The organism is Nocardia sp. NPDC050378 (genome assembly GCF_040655675.1).
Lineage (GTDB): Bacteria > Actinomycetota > Actinomycetes > Mycobacteriales > Mycobacteriaceae > Nocardia > Nocardia coubleae.
Genome location: NZ_JBFAKI010000023.1, coordinates 13635 through 28055, shown reverse-complemented (window position 1 = coordinate 28055; position 14421 = coordinate 13635). Strand labels below are relative to the sequence as shown.

At 68.3% G+C, this 14421-nt stretch carries 14 protein-coding genes; 6 read left to right on the top strand and 8 right to left on the bottom strand.

The genetic code is table 11. The annotated features are described in order from the left end of the window. The first annotated feature begins 199 nt into the window (after positions 1–199). From AB0I35_RS30070 to AB0I35_RS30045, 6 genes are all read left to right on the top strand, one after another. Entirely contained in the window at positions 200–1459 is a 1260-nt protein-coding gene (locus AB0I35_RS30070; protein WP_357399695.1) for a cytochrome P450, read from the top strand. Positions 1460–1486: 27 nt separating this feature from the next. Further along, positions 1487–3172, top strand: a complete 1686-nt coding sequence (locus tag AB0I35_RS30065) for an FAD-dependent oxidoreductase (RefSeq protein WP_357399694.1) — start codon at positions 1487–1489, stop codon at positions 3170–3172. A gap of 4 nt (positions 3173–3176) precedes the next feature. Beyond that, a complete protein-coding gene (locus AB0I35_RS30060) occupies positions 3177–3371 on the top strand; it encodes a ferredoxin (RefSeq protein WP_357399693.1) in 195 nt (64 codons plus the stop codon). Further along, positions 3368–4072, top strand: coding sequence for an alpha/beta fold hydrolase (locus AB0I35_RS30055; protein ID WP_357399692.1), 705 nt, complete (start codon positions 3368–3370; stop codon positions 4070–4072). Before AB0I35_RS30060 ends, AB0I35_RS30055 begins: the two co-directional genes overlap by 4 nt. Before the next feature lie 43 nt (positions 4073–4115). Next, positions 4116–4913: a Crp/Fnr family transcriptional regulator gene (locus AB0I35_RS30050; protein WP_357399691.1), complete on the top strand. Its 798-nt coding sequence runs from the start codon at positions 4116–4118 to the stop codon at positions 4911–4913. A gap of 85 nt (positions 4914–4998) precedes the next feature. Beyond that, entirely contained in the window at positions 4999–5766 is a 768-nt protein-coding gene (locus tag AB0I35_RS30045) for an SDR family NAD(P)-dependent oxidoreductase (protein WP_357399690.1), read from the top strand. Positions 5767–5957: 191 nt separating this feature from the next. On the opposite strand, the gene AB0I35_RS30040 is transcribed toward AB0I35_RS30045, so the two are convergent. The 8 genes from AB0I35_RS30040 to AB0I35_RS30005 form a co-directional block, all read right to left on the bottom strand. Beyond that, positions 5958–6746, bottom strand: a complete 789-nt coding sequence (locus tag AB0I35_RS30040; RefSeq protein ID WP_357399689.1) for an SDR family oxidoreductase — start codon at positions 6744–6746, stop codon at positions 5958–5960. Beyond that, complete coding sequence (locus AB0I35_RS30035) at positions 6743–7162, bottom strand: nuclear transport factor 2 family protein (protein WP_357399688.1); 420 nt, start codon at positions 7160–7162, stop codon at positions 6743–6745. Before AB0I35_RS30035 ends, AB0I35_RS30040 begins: the two co-directional genes overlap by 4 nt. Before the next feature lie 28 nt (positions 7163–7190). Continuing rightward, the gene (locus AB0I35_RS30030) at positions 7191–8006 is read right to left on the bottom strand and encodes a CmcJ/NvfI family oxidoreductase (RefSeq protein ID WP_357399687.1); all 816 of its coding nucleotides are present in this window, start codon (positions 8004–8006) and stop codon (positions 7191–7193) included. 583 nt (positions 8007–8589) lie between these two features. Then, positions 8590–9570, bottom strand: coding sequence for an AraC family transcriptional regulator (locus AB0I35_RS30025; protein WP_357399686.1), 981 nt, complete (start codon positions 9568–9570; stop codon positions 8590–8592). Between the two features lie 390 nt (positions 9571–9960). After that, entirely contained in the window at positions 9961–10884 is a 924-nt protein-coding gene (locus AB0I35_RS30020) for an alpha/beta fold hydrolase (RefSeq protein ID WP_357399685.1), read from the bottom strand. Positions 10885–10965: 81 nt separating this feature from the next. Beyond that, positions 10966–12177: an NAD(P)/FAD-dependent oxidoreductase gene (locus tag AB0I35_RS30015; RefSeq protein WP_357399684.1), complete on the bottom strand. Its 1212-nt coding sequence runs from the start codon at positions 12175–12177 to the stop codon at positions 10966–10968. A 481-nt stretch (positions 12178–12658) separates the two neighbouring features. Continuing rightward, a complete protein-coding gene (locus tag AB0I35_RS30010; protein ID WP_357399683.1) occupies positions 12659–13306 on the bottom strand; it encodes a hypothetical protein in 648 nt (215 codons plus the stop codon). Positions 13307–13443: 137 nt separating this feature from the next. After that, entirely contained in the window at positions 13444–14403 is a 960-nt protein-coding gene (locus tag AB0I35_RS30005; protein WP_357399682.1) for a ring-cleaving dioxygenase, read from the bottom strand. Between the last annotated feature and the right edge of the window lie 18 nt (positions 14404–14421).

Below are 14421 nucleotides of genomic sequence, written 5' to 3'. Positions count from 1 at the left end.
TCGGGACGGCAACGGGGCTGCCCGCCCGAGCGTGTGACTCGGGCGGGCAGCCTCGCGCGTCCGCGGGCCGTACTCCTGCGGCCGGCCCAGTGTTGGCCGTATCCGGGCCGGTAGCGTCCGGCACGTACACCGGAACGAAGCGCTCACACCTGTGACTACTGTCACTGTTCGGGTCTTCGCCGCTGCCTAGGTTTCAGACATGACCGCACCTACCTGCCCCATGGGCTTCGACCCCCTCTCGCCGGCCTACCTCGAAGAGCCGCACCGGTTCTGGCACTACAACGTCGGCGACGACCGCGTCTTCTACTACGAGCCCATGAAATGCTGGGTCGTCACCGGCCGGGACGAGGTATCTCAGGCGTTCGTCGATTCCGCCCACTTCTCCTCGCATATCTTCCAGGCCGTACAGCCGACGGCCGAGCTCCGCGAGCGCCTGCCGAAGGAGATCCAGGAGCTTCCCGCGGATCTGATGCAGCACACCATCATCAATCTCGACCCGCCGGATCACACCACTCAGCGCAAGGTGGTTCAGCGCGTCTTCACCCCGCGGGTGGTCCAGGAGTCCGAGGACGCGATCCGTGCCCGGGTCAACGGCCTGATCGATACCTTCATCGATCGCGGCAGCTGCGAGATCATGGGCGAGTACGCCCATGCGCTCACCATCGGCGTGATCAGCCAGATGATCGGACTGCCGGAGGACATGCTGCCGAAGCTGCCGCGCTGGATCGGCAGTTTCTTCGGTCTGATGGCACCGATCGGTGCCGACTCCCAGTACGCCACCGACGAACTCGAGGGTCACTACCTCGGCCTCGCCGACGCCGTCGCCGAGGTCAAGGTATTCCTCGCCGAGCGGCAGGCGCACCCCACCGCGGATCTCGCTTCGCGCATGGTGGCCGCGACCAACCCCGACGGCAGCCGCGCGATGAGCGATGAGCAGATCATCACCCATATCATCGAACTCTTCGCCGCGGGCAGCGATACGACCGCCAATCTGATCGGGCATACGATCCGGTGGGTGGCCGAACGGCCCGAGCTGCGTAAGCAGCTCGCCGACGACCCGGATCTGTGGACCGGGGTGATCGAGGAGAGCCTGCGCCGTTCCGGCATCGTCAACACCCTCGGCCGCGTCACGATGGCCGAGGTCGAGATCGGCGGCATCACCATTCCGGCGCGTTCCCTGGTTCTGCTGATCCCGGCCGGTGCCGGAAGTGATCCGAGAACATTCGCCGCGGCGCTAGATTTCGACCCCGCGCGCGCCGACCTCGATTCGCATATCGCCTTCGGCGGCGGTCGCCACATGTGTATCGGTGCTCCGCTTGCGCGGCTCGAGACGCGGCTCGCGCTGGAAGAACTCTTCCGACGGATCCCCGACCTCGCGATTCCCGAACAGAAGGTGGAGTACACCGGTGCGATGACGGTGCGCGGCATCAAGGCGCTCACCGCTACCTGGCCGGTCTGACCCGTTCACTGGCCGAGGAGACACACGATGGCCCACGTCATCACCCAGAATTGCTGCAATGACGCGAACTGCGTCGCAGTGTGCCCGGCGGATTGCATCCACCCCCGGCCGGACGAACCGGGATTCGCGACCGCGGAGATGCTCTACATCGATGCCGAATCCTGTATCGACTGCGGCGCGTGCATACCCGCCTGTCCGGTCGACGCGATCTTCCCGGACTTCGACGACCAACTGCCGAGCGGCTTCAACCTGCTCGAGGAGCTCAATGCGCGCTATTATCGCGCCGCCCCGCCCGCGACGCCTGCGCCGATGCCGAAATTGACGCTGAAGACGTCGTCGGTCTCGGCGGCGGCCCCGGAATTGCCGCAGCTGCGGGTCGCCATCGTCGGCTCGGGCCCGGCGGCGCACTATGCCGCCGCCGAACTGCTCGACTCCGGCGACGCGGCCGTCTCCGTCGATATGTTCGAGCGGCTGCCGCTCCCGGGCGGGTTGATCCGGTACGGCGTCGCCCCCGACCACGAGCGAACCAAGGGCGTCCAGACAGCCTTCGTCCGGATGCGGCGCCGGCCGGAATTCCGGATGTTCCTCAATGTGGAGGTCGGCCGCGACATCACGGTCGAGCAGCTGTCGCAGCGCTATCACGCGGTGATCTACGCGGTAGGCGCGAGCTCGGACCGGCAGTTGGGTATTCCCGGAGAGGATCTGCCCGGCAGCCATTCGGCGACCGATTTCGTCGCCTGGTACAACGGTCACCCGGACTACACGGACCGCTCCTTCGACCTTTCCGGGACGCGAGCGGTCGTGGTCGGAAACGGCAACGTCGCGCTCGATGTAGCGCGGGTGCTGGCCGGTGACCCGGACCGGCTCGCCGGTACCGATATCGCCGACCACGCGCTGGCGGCACTGCGCACCTCCAACATCCGTGAGGTGGTCGTGGTCGGCCGCCGCGGCCCCGCGGACGCCGCGTTCACCACTCCGGAACTGATCGGCCTGACCTTGCGCGAGGACCTCGATCTCGTCGTCGCGCCGGAGGCGATCGAGGCGCACCGCGGCGCCTTCCCCGCCGGAGCTCCGCCACTGTCCGAATACAAGGTAGAGGTACTCGGTGGACTGGCCGACCGGGCTCGCGGCCGGGACCGGCGCATCGTGCTGCGATTCCTGTCCTCGCCCACAGAGATCGCCGGCGAGGACCGGGTCACCGGTATCCGCCTCGGCCACAACCGGCTCGTCTCCGAGGCGGAGGGCCGCACCCGCGTGGAACCGGCCGGTACATCCGAATTGCTCGACTGTGGGCTGGTACTGCGGGCCATCGGGTATCGCGGATCTCCGATCGCCGATCTCCCCTACGACGCCGAACGCGGGATCATCCCCAACGACAACGGCCGGGTGACCGACCCGATCTCGGGCCTGCCCGTACCGGGGGTCTACACCACCGGCTGGATCAAACGCGGGCCCTCCGGCGGGATCGGGATGAACAAGCAGTGCGCCGCCGACACCGTCGGGAGATTGTTGGCGGATCTCGCCGCCGGTGCGCTTCCCGAACCTGTCCAGGCGCCAACCGATCTCGCCGAACTGCTGCCCGACCATGTCGATATCGCCGGAGCCCGGGCCATCGAGGACCACGAAACCGCACAGGGTGCACAGCAGATGCGCCCGCGAGTCAAGGTGGTCGAGATCGACCGCATGCTCGAGCTGGCCAGGAAGGGGATCTGAGCAGATGCGTGTCATCACCGAGGACTGGGATTGCGCCGCCAGCGGGAGCTGTTCGGCTGTCGATGCGGAACTCTTTCCGGCCGATAGCGACGGATACATCGATATCGGCGACGGAGTGCAGGTGCCGCCCGGTAAGGAGGAACTCGCCCACGCGGCGGTCGCTGCGTGCCCGATGGGGTTGCTGAGGATCGAACAGTGACGGTCGTGCTCCTGCCACCGGTCGGCAACGACGCGGCGACCTGGCAGTGGATCGATGCGCCCGCGGGCGCGGTTCGTCACCGGTTTCCGGGCTTCGGTCGGCCGCGGGCCGAGACGACGCCGACGATGGCCTCGCTCGCCGATGAGGTGGCGGCACTGTACCCCGGCCCGTTGCACCTGGTAGGCGTGTCGATGGGCGGTATGGTCGCCCAGCACGTCGCCCTCCGGCACCCCGACCGGGTGGCCTCGCTGCTCGTGGCATGCACCGGCGCGAGCGCGTCACCCGACACGATGCTCGCGCGCGCGGCAGCGGCCGAGACCCAGGGCATGCGCGGGGTGCTGGCGACCACGCTGCAACGCTGGTTCACCCCCGCAGCACTCGCGGCCGACCCGCCGCACCCCGGGGTGGTGTATGCCCGGGACACACTGCTGGCGCTGGACCCGTCCGCCTTCGCCGACGGCTGGCGTGCGATCGCGACCCACGATGCCGCCGATCGGCTCGCGACGCTCCCGATGCCCGTCACGGCGGTGGCCGGGAAACGCGATACCGCCTCACCGGTGGCCCGGTCCGCGGACATCGCCGACCGGGCGCCGCGCGGGCGGCTGGTGGTGCTCGACGACGCACCGCATATGGCGCAGCTGGAGACCCCGGACCTGCTCAGTGGCGCGATCGCGGACCACCTCGCCGCGGCGGGCGCCTGATCCGGCGCCGCCGGCTGACAGTTCACCCGAGCGAGGAGGACCGATGAAGGACACCATCCCGGCACCACCGTCCGCGTCGGCCCGCACCCAGCCCGGCCGACCGCCGCGGCAGGTCGGCGCCGGCCCGCAGGTCACCCGGTTGTCACCCGAGGCACAGGCCGCCTGGCGCACCACTCGGTTCGCCGCTCTGCCGACCGCGGTGAGCGATGTCCTCCTCGATCACGCCCTGGAGTCCACGGTGCGGGCCGGTGAAGTGTTCTATCGCGGGTCGCACCACTGCGAGACAGCGCTGCTGGCCATGGTGGTGCGGGGACTGCTGCGGTTCTACCTGCACGTGCCCGACGGCCGCTCGGTGACGGTGCGCTACGCCGGCCGCGGTGAGCTGATCGGTGTGCGCGGCCTCGCCCTCGGCGGTGCCGCCGAGCCCGCTTCCCGCGCCCTCGGCGGCGCCCTCAACGGCGAAGCACTGCAGGACAGCCGCGTCCTGCTGCTCCCCCGCACCGAGGTGGCGCGGGCCGCCCGGACCCGGCCCGCCCTCGCGTGGGCCCTGATGCAGGAGGTGGCCGAGCAGGCGATGCGCGATCAGGAGTTGATCGCGACCAACGTCTTCAGCCCGGTCCGCGCCCGCGTGGCGCGGCACCTGCTACCGCTCGCTGTCCGCGACGGCGGGCACTTGGTCGTCGCCGTCAGCCACCAGGAGATCGCGGCCGCGATCGGTTCGGTCCGTGAGGTGGTTTCCCGCGCCCTGTGCGCCTTCCAAGACGAGGGATTGCTCGAGCGGCGCGAGCGCCGGCTCGTCCTCCTCGACCCGGCCGGTCTGCACGCCGCAGCCATCGGCTGACCGCACGGAGCGGCTCGGCCTGCGGGTTCCGCGCACCGGACCTTTGTCACAGCGTGCGATGGTGCGGCGAACCTACGATCCGGACATGAACGGACGCTTCGCAGGCAAAGTTGTGGTGGTCACCGGCACCGGTGGCGGGCAGGGTCGCGCCGCGGCGCTCGCGCTGGCCGAGGAGGGCGCGACCGTGATCGGTTGCGATATGAAGACCGACGGCGCGGAGGAGACCCGCGAGCTCGTTACCGCCAAGGGCGCGACGATGACCTCGGCCCAACCCCTAGACCTCGCCGACCGCGCGGCCGTGTCCGCATGGATCGACGACGCGGTGCGCGAGCACGGCGGTATCGACCTGCTCTACAACAACGCGTCGGCGCCGCGTTTCGCGCCGTTCGCGGAGATGACGCCCGCCGACTGGCACGCCACGCTCCGCAATGAGCTGGACGTGGTCTTCCACGTCACCCAGCTGGTCTGGCCGCATATGATCGCCCGCGGCGGCGGCGCGATCGTGAATATCGCCTCGATCCAAGGCGTCAACGCCTTGCGCTGGGCCACCGGCGGCACCGCGCACGCAACCACCAAGCACGGCATCCTCGGGCTCACCCGTGAGCTGGCTGCCGCGGGCGGCCCGCACAATATTCGCGTCAACGCCATCTGCCCCGGCCTGATCCGGTCGCCGGCCACCGAGAAGTTGACCCAGAACCCCGACGTGCTCGACACGGTCCTCGGCCACCAGATCATCCAGCGCATCGGGCAGCCCGAGGATGTCGTGCGTGCGGCACTGTTCCTGCTGTCCGACCACGCCTCCTTCATCACCGGTGACCACATCATGGTCGACGGCGGCTACACCATCATCTGACCTGTAGCGGTCCCGGCTCCGGCGGGTTCACTCCGATTCGACGGATCGAGTGACGCGGCGCAGGTATGCCACACGCGCCGCAGTGCCGGCCCGGCCGCGGTCAACTGGTTATCACCGCGGCCGAAACCGGTGTTCTCCGGACGGACAGGAACGCATCCGATGAGCAGCGCGGGCGCCGGCCGGGCCGGCACTCACCCCTTCGGTTCGGCCCCGGCGAGCGCGCCCGACTCGTGAAGGAAGTCGGAGAGACGTTTGTTGCCGCCGTGCGACCACTCACCGCCGTCCACCGGGATCTCCGCGCCACTGATCCAGGAGGATTCGGGTGAGACGAGGAAGACGACGAGCGGGCTGACATCGTCCACGGTGCCGAGCCGGCCCAGTGGCACATTCGCCAGCGTCGCGTCCCGCATGGGTTGCCCGAGGAATTCCACCATCGGGGTATCGATGAACCCGGGACTGATCGTATTCACCCTGATATTGCGCGCACCCAACTCCTGGCTCGCACTGCGGGACAGCCCACGCAACGCCCATTTGCTCGCCGTATACGCCGGCAGCAACGCGCCGAGCATGCCCGCGAGCGAGCTGACGTTGACGATCGACCCGCCGGCGGTCATCAGCGGCACCATGTGTTTCATCCCCAGCATCGGCCCGGTGACATTGACGCCGAAAACCCGGTGCCACTCCGCCAGTTCAAGATCCGTGAGCCCGGCGCCGCTGGCCACCCCGGCATTGTTCACCAGCGCGTCCACCCGGCCGTGGGTATCGCCGAGCCACCGCGCGAGCTCCCGCCACTGCTCCTCGTCGGCGACGTCCAACGTCCGGAACACCACCCCCGCGGGCAACTCCTGCCGGGGCGCACCGATATCGGTGGCGATCACCGTGGCGCCCTCGGCGGCCAGCGCGGCCGCATGCGCCAGACCTTGCCCGCTCGCCGCGCCCGTGACGACCACGACCAGTCCCCGGGTCCGCTCCCCGCTCATCGCGCCTCGCCGGCCGGAGCCGCCACGGCGGACAGCAGGTTCGCCATATGCTGCGTGTCCATGTACTCGCGCACGGTCCGGACCCGGCCGTCCACCACCTCGTAGACGTTGGCGTACCGGTTCTCGTAGCGGGTGCCGTCGAGGAAAGAGCCCGTACCCGTGGCCTCCACGATCACCCAGTCGCCCTCGGCGATCAGGTGTGTGATCTCGAGCTTGGGGCTGTCCGCGTCGAAAATTCCGAATACTGCGGGCAGTTGCCGCAGGACCGTCTCCCGGTCCATCGTGCCGGCTCCGGGGAACTCATAGCCCAGGATCGTGTAACTCACCTCGGGGGCGAGCAGTTCGGCGAAACGTTCCCAGTCTCTTCGATTCAGCGCGTCGATCATCGTCCGCACAGTGGCCTTGGCGTCGTCCATCCTCGGTCTCCTCGGTAGTCGGGGGCGCTCAGTCGAAGAACGCCATGAATCGGGCTTCGACGCTGGACCTCGGCACCGCGTCGGCCGGGGCGCCGGGAACCTCGAAGGCGGTGTGCATCACGCCGCTGACGCGGTCCGGGTCGGTGTCGTGACCTTTGAACACGAGCACCTCGTCGGGAGTCATATTCGGGTAGTAGTACCAGTTGTGCTGCGGGTTGACCGTGCACAGCCGCGACTCGAAGAAGCACGAGGGAAATTCCTCCGGTCCGAGCCGGGTGTCCATCAGGAAGATGTCTTCGTCGGCCACCGATCCCGGATCGGCCACGGCGAGCAGGTTGTCCTGCGGCGGCGGCGAGGTGACCCGCCAGGTCTGATAAAGGGCCATGCGGCGGTACGGGGCGATCGGTCCGTCGTCGGCCACGGACAGGTCCAGGAACGCGGCGATGGAATGCTCGGTGAAGTCCAGATGCGCGAACGAGGCGGGCAGCAAGCGGCCGTTCATGCTCTCACTTTCTCCCTGCGCCATCGAGGACCGCCGAATCTGCATACCGCTGCGCTGCGGCCGGACTTCGCGGGCTCCGGTCAGTTCCTTGATGAAGGCGCACATCTCATCGAGATAGGTCGACTCGAGCTCCGCCTTCGTACCCGTGACGGCGAGGGGGAAGCTGTGCTGATACAGCCGGTAGCCGTCCACATCGAGGTCCAGCTCCGCATTGTGGGGCCTGGCGTCGCGCACCTCCACCCGCGCCGGGGCGACCTGCACAGTGGTGCGTTCTTTCTCGATGACGTCGAACCGGGCGCGGCCCGGGACACCGAGCGCATAGTTTATTTCCGCGGTGATCATGTGGTGAAACTCCTTTGTCTCGGTGCTCGGTCCTCGGTGCGCGTGGCGGCACTCGGCGAGCGATGCGGTGTTCTCCGCATCAGCGCGGGCGCTGCCCGCCCTACTCGACAGACGGTGTCACGAGCGGAGAAGCGCCGGACAACGCTGGCGGATTCGGCCACATCAGTGGCGGCAAAATGCCAAACGCCGGATCGCCCGCACCGTGTGCTATCGCTCCCGGCGCCCCGGCTCGGCCACACACCGTGGCGGCCGGTGAGAGGATGCCACGGGGATCGACCGCGGCATCTCGACCTCGTTGGCCGCGCGGACGATTGTCCGAACCTGTTCGGTGTTCTCGGGCAGCATCCCCAGCGCCGTGATGTCCGGAGTCGCCGGGTCGAGCAGACGGCCTCGGCGCCGAGGAACGCCTGTAGCCGGGCGACGAATTCGGCCGGCAGGGCGCCCTGGACAGGGTCGAGCGCAGTCATCGATGACCTCACCTCCGGGTTGCGCGCCGAATACGCTGACAGCCCGGGATCACCGCCGGGGAATCGTGGCGGAATCCGTCGCCCCGGCGGCGAGAATGGTCACACCGCGCGATATGTCACGCCACCCCGACCGCCGCGCCTTTCTCGTTGAGCGCGTCGCGCGGTGACATCCCGAACCGCTGCCGGAAAACACGCGCGAAATAGGACGAGGATCCGAATCCGCACTCCCGGACGACCTGCCCTACTGTGCGCTGGCCCGGTGCCGTCAGCATCGCGAGCGCAAGGTCGAGGCGCTGGTCGGTGACCCAGCGCGCCACTCCCCCGTGCTGCCGGAAAACTCGCGACACCTGTCGTTCGCTCACACCGAGCGCCCCCGCGATCTTGAGCGCCGACAGTGTCGGGTCGGCGAGGTGCCGGCGGATATACGCTTGGGCCGCCGCGAGCTGGGAGCCCGCGTCGTCGACCAGGTGGCGCGTGACCATCGCGCGAAGTAAGGCCAGCGCATCCCGCTCGAGAGCCTCGGTATCCACGTTTTCACGACGCACGGCGTCACCGATGAGCTTCGCCAGCGCCGCTCCGGACCCGGACCGCCCCGCCCCGCCGGAGAGTTCGAACACGTCGTAGGGCTTGGGGATATCGGGCAGCACGAGCTCCCGATACACGGACTTGGGCACCGTCAGCGCCAACTGGTCGAGCCGGTGGGCGAAGCCGCGCATGGAGGGGACATCGGTATCGCTCAGGATGGCCTGTCCGGGCTTGAGCGTGACGACGTCGTCCCGGTAGTAGACCGAGGTCTCGCCCGCCAGCACCACCGTCAGCAATACCGAATCGGTCGGGTGCCGCTCGATCTCCCGCGCAGTGCGCTCCGCGATATGCGGCGCGGCCGTGATGTGCGCCAACCGCAGCCGCGGCGACCGGAGGTTGCGTTCCGTCGCCTCGAGCGCTTCACCGCCGAGCGTACGGCCCGAGATCTGCACCATGGCCCGCGCGTTGTACTGCTCCCAGAGCGCCATCCGCCGAGACGAGGGCACACCGGCGGTCGAGAAGGTCATCGGCGCCGGCTGCGTTTCGCGGCGCCCGGCGAGCGGCTCACCCATGGATCGCCACCGCGCTGTCGATCCGGTTCATCCAGCCCACGCCGTAACCCGTGCGAACGGCCGGGGCACTCACGAACATCACTCAGGTGCCCTTCCTCGAAGTCCTCGATGACTACCTGGCCACGGCCCCGACCCGGAACTACGCAGTGCCGGCGCCCCGCGGGCTCGGCCGGAACTATGATCCACACCACTGACCGTATAGCGCCCAAGTGTACGAAGAGCGCCCAACTGTTCGCAAGGAATCCGGCGGATTCCCGAAACCTCCGCGAAAACGCATCGATACCTCGGTGACATGGTGCGCCGATACGAACACGGACACAGAAAGGCCCTGCCCACTCCGTTGTGGGCAGGGCCGTCGATCGGCTCGAAGTCGCGCTGCGCGCTCCGCGGTCAGGGCAGCCGCTCAGCGAGCCAATCGAGAATCACCTGGAGTACCTCCAGATTGTTCAGTTCGAACATCATGCCGTGCCCGTTCCCCAGCACACCGTGATCCTCCAGCCGTAACGAGTCGGCCCGGCATCCCGCCTGTTCGAGGAAGGCGAGGAGGTGGTCGTCGAAGCTGCGGAAGACAGAGTTGGGCGAGGTCACCACACCGATCGGTACCTGCGCCAGGTGGGCCAGCGTACGGACAGTGCCGGCCTGGAGCGTACGCGGCGGCCCGGCGGGCATCTCGGTGGTGTGCAGGCTCAGCTCGGACGGCTCGGCGGCCGGCGGATCGTAGGTCAGGGGCGCGCAGGCCAGGCCCCATGCCAGCTTCCCGCCCGCCGGGTGCGTCGCGAACGGCGGCCCGACGGTTTCGATGGCGACCAGCGCCTTCACCAGCGCGGGGCGCGCATCGGCCAGCAGGTAGCCGGCCGGCCCCCCGGCCGAATGACAGAAGACCACGGCCTCGCCGATCCGGTCGAGGAGCGCGGCCAGCCGTGCCTGCTCCACGGCGTGCATCTGGGCCCAGTCCGCGGTCATGGGCCCGAAGCTCGCCGTGACCTGCTGGACACCGGAATCCTCGGGAGTGCGGCCGATCGGCCACTGCGTGTGCTGTTCGGCGAACTGTTCCGGCGCGAAGATGCCCAGGAACATCTCGGCCGTCAGCGCCGGGATCGTCGGTCCCAGCACCGCCGGATCGTGCGGCGAGCGACCGTGCCCCGGCCGGTCCACCACATAGACCACATATCCTTCGTCGGCGAGTTGCTGCGCCCAGCCGGGTCGGCCGTCCGGCGTGCCCAGCCAGTCGGTCCCCTGGCCGCCGCCCCCGTGGATGAGCACCGCCGGATAGGGCTGGGTGGGCGCCTCGGGAGTCAACCGCTCGACATACATGGCACCGAAACTCGCGGTGCCCAGTGGCGTCTGCCGGAGCTCACCCTGGATCCAGAATCCGTCACGCTGCATGCTCGGTCCTCAGTTGTCGCTGGCGGAAAGTGCGGCGTCGCCCAAGAGAGACGGCGTCCGATAGGGCTGGCTGACATACAACGCCTGACGCGCGGCCTCCGGATCGGCCACGGCCGCCCGCAACCCGCCCAGGGTCTTGTCGACCTCCGCGCGGTCGGTGGTGTTGAACACCAGGTTCTTGAACGCGGTGGCCCGCGGCGATCCGTACTCGAGGAAAGCGTCCCGGCGCCGGCGCGAGTACTCGTCGAGGATCTCATCGCCCACGGTGCCCGCCAGGACCGCGGCGAGCGCCTCGGCCAGGATGTAGGAATCGAACAGACCGCCGGTGAGGCCCAGGCCACCGATCGGGTTGGTGACATGGGCGGCGTCGCCGGCCAGCAGCAGGCGGCCCGCGCGATAGCGGGTCGCCGACCGCTGGTGCATCGTGTACGGGGAGAACTGCGCCAGCTCGTACGTCGCGCCGGCCGGCAGCAACTCGGCGAAGAATGCCGCGATCCGGGACGCCACGGTCTCGATCGGCAGCGCGCTGTCCTCGTGGTAGGTGACGCGCCACAGGTCGGACTCGTCGATGCGGGCGATGACACCGCCCATGACCGGATCGACGACCAGGGTCGAATCGGCGTATCCGAGACTCGCGAGGTCGTAGCGGATATTGGTCGCGATGAACCGCTCGGGCCAGGTCATGCCGTCGAAGCCGAGACCGGCCGCGGTCCGCACGGTGCTGGATGCCCCGTCCGTCCCCACGATGTAGTCGGCACGGTAGGTCCGCAGGTGCCCGTTCACGAAAGCGGACACCGAGACGCCATCGGCGTTCTGTGCGATATCGGCGACCCGCGCGTCGAAGACGACCTCGGCGCTCCCGCCCTCCCGCAGATGGGCCAATGCCACGTCGGCGAGACGATCCTGTCCGAGGTGAACGTTGTACGAGTAGGGCTCATGTCCCGCGAACACCCCCAGATCGAAGCGCACGGCGTCGCGGTTCGCGTGGTCCCAGAACGCTAGTTCGGTCGCCCGGAAGCCCGCGGCGTCCACATCGTCGAGGATGCCGAGGTCGGCGAGACCGGGCAGCACACCATTGTGGTAAACCATCGCGCGGGGCGAGCGGACTACGTCCTGTTCGCGCTCCAGCACCGTGACCGTGACCCCGCGGCGGGCGAGCCCGAGTGCGGTCACCAGCCCGACCGGACCCGCTCCGACGACGATCACCTGCGGCTGCTGCATAGCCGATCCTCCACTTTCGAACGCAATGCGATGCACTCGCGTCTATGCCTGTTCAGGAGGCGCTGAGCAGCGCATCCGGCGCGGCAGCCGCGATTCCTTCCCCAACCTGCCCCATCGCGCACCCGGGTCCCATGCACTGGCGGAATCGGTCAACGTATTGGCGGAAAGCGACGCTCGACACACCATAACCGAGTTCGTGCCATTAACGAACGGTTGTACGTCCATCGCACACCCCGATAACCGCCACCAATCGGGGCACTGCGGGAACAGTACGACGACCTCGCCGCGGTCCGTTCGGCACGCCGCTCGCCGGTCGCCTGACGGCATGAGCCCGTACACACGGAACAGCGGCGCACACGGAACAGCGCCCCCGACCTTCGGGGCCCGATCCGGCGATTGCCGGACCGACGGGGACCCGCGAGGGGCGCGATGGGAACGGACGTCGTCTACGGTTTGCGGCGCAGTTCGTCCGGCCGGACGGTCAGTTGCCGCGCAGTTCGCGCAGGAGGTCGCGGACCATCACGATTTCCTCGTCGCCGACCGTATGTTCGGCGGTGTCGTGGATCCGCGTCGACACCGCCGCGCCCATATCCTCGAAAAGGCGGGACGTTTCCCGCACCCGCCCGGGCGGTACCCACTCGTCCTTCTCGCTGCTGCTCAGCAGGATCGGCGTCCCGTCCAGTCGGCCCCGGGCCCGGCGGTCCTCCGCAGGGCCGATGTATCCACCGGTCAGCAGCACAGCGGCACCGGGCGTAAAAGCCGTCCTGGCGAGGTATTCCGCCAGTAAGCATGCGCCCTGGGAAAAACCGATCAACGCGATCCTGCGGTTGCCGACCCCGGCTCGGCTGAACCGGCCGACGGCGGCGGCCACGGCTTCGAGCGCATAGCTCAGCGATGGCTCGTTCACCGCCGGTGGCTCCATGAATCGGTGCGGGTACCAGGACTTCTCGTGCGCGACCGGGTAGAGCTGGTGGATATCGTCCATGCCGATCCGCTCGGCGACGTCCACCATATAGTCCGCTTCCTGCCCGCGTCCGTGTACGAGGATCGCCGACAGCGGAGCCTCCTGCGGAGCCGGACCCCGCGTGCGCCATCGCGTCAGCAAGTGCGGGTTCTTCTCGCCGGTCATCAGATCTCCCTCCGGGGCGGCGGCACCACACGCCTGACAGCCGTGGGCGAATATCGCTCGCGGCACCGCGGCCGATCGGTTCGATACGGTCGGATCAGCGGGCCGCCATCGGAATCCGGTACCGGCCCGCGACCGGGTCAGGATGCGACGGTGATGGGTTCGAGGCGGGCCATGATCTCGGCGCGCTGGGCTTCGAACTGGGGCGGCAGCATGAATTCCCGGCCGAGTTCTTCGGGTGATTCGTCGCAGTCCCAGCCGCCTTCGTCGTGGGTGACGGCGAGTTCGAACAGGGCGCCACCGGGCATCCGGCAGTACACGGACTTGAAGTAGGTCCGGTCCTTCAACTCGGAGATATCGGTGTAGCCGGCCCCCTCGATCGCGAACTTCACCTGCTGCTGATTGTCCAGACTGCCCAGATTCCAGGCGAAGTGATGGTAGGTGCCCGCGCCGTACGACCAGGTGCCCTGGTCGTCGGTGCGGTTACCGAGCACCTCGACATGGTTGCCGAACTTGTCCTCACCGATCTGGAAGGTGACCCGATTGCCGTCCTCGACAAGCCGGCCCTGGGAGTAGAACACCGATTCGGCGAATTCGACGGTGCGTTCCGGGGTGTGCGCGTGGATCGCGGTGCCGTGGATACCGTGGACGCCGTGCTCCTGCGGCACGCTGCCGCCGGCGTAGGCGATCCGCGGATCATCGGTGTTCCCGACGAGCACGTATTCGATACCGCACGGGTGAGCGAACTGCAGACGCCGCTTTCCGAACACCTCGGCGTTGCTCACCTCGATGTTGTGTTCGGTCAGCCGCTTGTGCCAGTAGTCCAGGGAGGTCTCCGGCACCGACAGCAGTACCTCTCGCGCCTGGTTGGTGCCCCGTTTGCCGTACACCCCGGCCTGTGCCCACGGGAATGTGGTGACCACGCTCGACGGTTCGCCGCCGGCATTGGAGTAGTAGAGGTGATAGATCGGCACGGAGCCGTCGTAGAGCACGGTTTTCTTGATGAACCGCATACCCAGCACTCCGGTGTGGAAATCCACATCCTCCTGGGCATGACCGACCGACAGCGTCACATGATGTGCCCCCTGTATGAATGGCATGGTTTCCGGTTCCTTTCT